This is a genomic window from Achromobacter sp. 2789STDY5608621 (assembly GCF_001299375.1).
GTDB classification, from domain to species: Bacteria; Pseudomonadota; Gammaproteobacteria; order Burkholderiales; family Burkholderiaceae_B; genus Achromobacter; species Achromobacter insuavis.
Window position 1 is genome coordinate 1 of sequence record NZ_CYTU01000038.1, and the last position, 2,751, is coordinate 2,751.

At 70.4% G+C, this 2,751-nt stretch carries 3 protein-coding genes and 1 pseudogene; all 4 read left to right on the forward strand.

The window, feature by feature from the left end; all coding sequences use genetic code 11:
- The coding region (locus tag AOZ53_RS25490; RefSeq protein WP_054489928.1) for a c-type cytochrome at nucleotides 1-751 on the forward strand (751 nt) is incomplete at its 5' end.
- 444 nt (nucleotides 752-1,195) lie between these two features.
- Nucleotides 1,196-1,564: a hypothetical protein gene (locus tag AOZ53_RS25495; protein ID WP_054489881.1), complete on the forward strand. Its 369-nt coding sequence runs from the start codon at nucleotides 1,196-1,198 to the stop codon at nucleotides 1,562-1,564.
- 144 nt (nucleotides 1,565-1,708) lie between these two features.
- Nucleotides 1,709-2,422: an MgtC/SapB family protein gene (locus tag AOZ53_RS25500; RefSeq protein WP_054434970.1), complete on the forward strand. Its 714-nt coding sequence runs from the start codon at nucleotides 1,709-1,711 to the stop codon at nucleotides 2,420-2,422.
- A gap of 89 nt (nucleotides 2,423-2,511) precedes the next feature.
- A pseudogene (locus AOZ53_RS34830) lies at nucleotides 2,512-2,751 on the forward strand (DUF2946 domain-containing protein); the annotation flags it as partial.

Below are 2,751 nucleotides of genomic sequence, written 5' to 3' on the forward strand. Positions count from 1 at the left end.
GGCCGCACCAGCCGCACCCGCGGCGCCAGCAGCCCCCGCGGCATCGGGCGCACCGGCCACGGCGGCGCCGGCGCCCGCCGCCACGCCCGCCCCTTCGACCGCCATCCCGGCCGCGCCCGTGCCCGGACGCAGCGCGCTGGACTTCAGCGCATCGCGTCCGGCCTGGGAGGGCTACCTGCGCGGCGCCGACCCCGAACCGGGCAAGCAGCTCGCCGCCGCCGGCAAGCCGGCGGCCGGCGTGCAGGCCTGTGTCGCCTGCCACGGCCAGGCCGGCATCACGCCCACCGGCGGCATCTTCCCCAACCTGGCCGGCCTGACGCCCGAGTACATCGCCAAGCAGCTGGCGGACTTCCGCCAGGGCACCCGCAAGCAGCCGCTGATGAACACCATCGCGCAGGCCCTGAGCGAGCAGGAAATCGGCCAGTTGGCGGCCTATTACGGCAGCCTGGCGGGGCCGCCGCTACACGTGGGCGAGGCCGGCGGCGAGGCGGCGCGCAAGCTCGACCAGGCGGGCGACGGCAGCCGCGCCCTGCCCGCCTGCGCCAATTGCCACGGCCTGCGCGGCATGGGCGAAGGACCGCTGCTGCCCCGGCTGGCGGGCCAGTCCAAGGAGTACTTCGCGGACCAGATCAACGCCTTTCGCAACGGTTCGCGGCAAAACGACGATGTCGGCGTGATGCGCGCCTTCGCGCAGCGGCTGACCGACAGCGAGGTCGAGGCGCTGGGACAGTACTACGCCGGCGCGCGCTGATCCGTTCCCGGCCGGGGCTTGGAAACGCGGCCCGGCCGGGCCGCCGTTCCCCTTCCACCCGCCGGGCTTGCCTGCACGGCGCGGGTTCGGTCGCACGACGGCATATCAATATTCATTAAGTCTGATTTTTTACTTGGTGTTTTCCCTAATCCCTTCTTATAATTGCCGCACCATCAACCACCCCGAGATCATTGTGGACAACGACGGATGTAGTCGATACACGACTGCTTGCGCCGCTTGACGCAGGATCCGCAGAGTTTTCTGCCGAGTCCTGCGTAAAGCCAGGACACGGCTATTGGCCCGACAGCCCTCGCGCTGCCCCGGCCACAGCCCTCCCGATACCGACTTACCGACGCGATACGCGGGCTTTGTTGCGCCCGCCCCGCGCCCGGCGAGCGGCGCATGCATGTGGACCTTCCACCGTACTCCCGCCAGGAGACGACCATGCGCATCAAGAAATTCCTCCCCTTCCTGGATGGCGCCGCCGCCGTGCGCGGCGCCGGCGTGGCCGCGGCCGCCCCGGCCGCCACCCCGACCTACCAGTTCACCATCGTCAGCCTCGCCGACACCCTGAACGCGCTGCGCAAGCAGCTGTACTACGAGCTGCAGGCCCTGAACCTGCGGGTCTTGAACGTGCGCATCTCGCGCCAGGAAGCCGACCAGCTCGCCAGCACCACGGTCACGCTGCAATGCCCGCCGCAGCTGCGCGGCCTGCTCAGCGCCATCGCCCTGCGCCTGGGCCAGAGCCCCGACGTGCGCCGCGTGCACTGGGAAAACGAAGGCGGCGCCCGCATCGCCGTGCTGCCGGCCTGAGCCACGGAAAGGAGACTGTCATGAAAGACCCGTACAAATGCCTCCTCGCCGCCCGGGTGGCGGCCCTGCTGCTGCTCTGGCTGCTGGCTTTCATCCTGACCGCCGCGTCCGTCTGGCAGATGCCCTGAACACGAGAACAACAACATGAAGAACTTCGAGAACATCCAGCTGCTGCCGCTGGCCAACACCCTCATCAGCCTGGCGGTGGCCTTCGTGCTCGGCTCCATCGTCGGCTTCGAGCGCCAGTACCGCCAGCGCACCGCCGGCCTGCGCACCAACGCACTGGTGGCGGTGGGCGCCGCCATCTTCGTCGACATGGCCTTCCGCGTCGGCGGTCCCGATGGCGGCGCGCGCGTGATTTCCTATGTGGTGTCCGGCGTCGGCTTCCTGGGCGCCGGCGCCATCATGCGCGAAGGCGGCAGCATCCGCGGCCTGAACACCGCGGCCACGCTGTGGGGCTCGGCCGCCATTGGCGCCTGCGCCGGCGCCTCGCTGATCCTCGAGGCGATCGCGGCCACCGTGTTCGTGCTGGCCGCCAATACGTTGCTGCGGCCGCTGGTCTCCTACGTCAACCGCCAGCCGGTCGACGCGCAGACCACCGAAGTCACGACGGTGATCCACATCATCGCCCACGTCGATCAGCGCCAGGCGGCCATGACCGTGCTGGAAGACGTGCTCGAAGACGAGCAACTGCCCCTGTCCGAGCTGAAGATCGACCAGTTCGGTGAAAACGAGGTCGAGATCGAGGCGGCGCTGAGCGAAGCCTCGGTGGACGAACTGGACCTGGACCGCGTCACCGCGCGGATCGCCGCCGCGCCGGGCATCCGCACCGCCTTCTGGGCCGCGCGCACGGTGTAGCGGCCCGCGCGCTGCGGCGATGGGTCGCAGCCGCCGGCTTGCCGCGCCTGTCACGCCAGCGCCAAAACCCTCTAGAATGGGCGTCGATCATGCGCCGCCCGTTCCCGTCCCTCGCCCGCAACGCCGCCTGCCTCTGGCTGGTGCTGGCGCTGTTCGCGCTCAAGGCGCTGGTGCCGCCGGGCTTCATGCCGGCGACCGGACAGCGCGGCACGCTGATCCAGCTATGCTCGGCCGCCGGCACCATCTGGGTGGCCGGTCCGTCCAGGCACAGCGACGCGCCCGACGAACGCCACGCGGCCCAGGCCGCCACCTGCCCCATGGGGGCGATG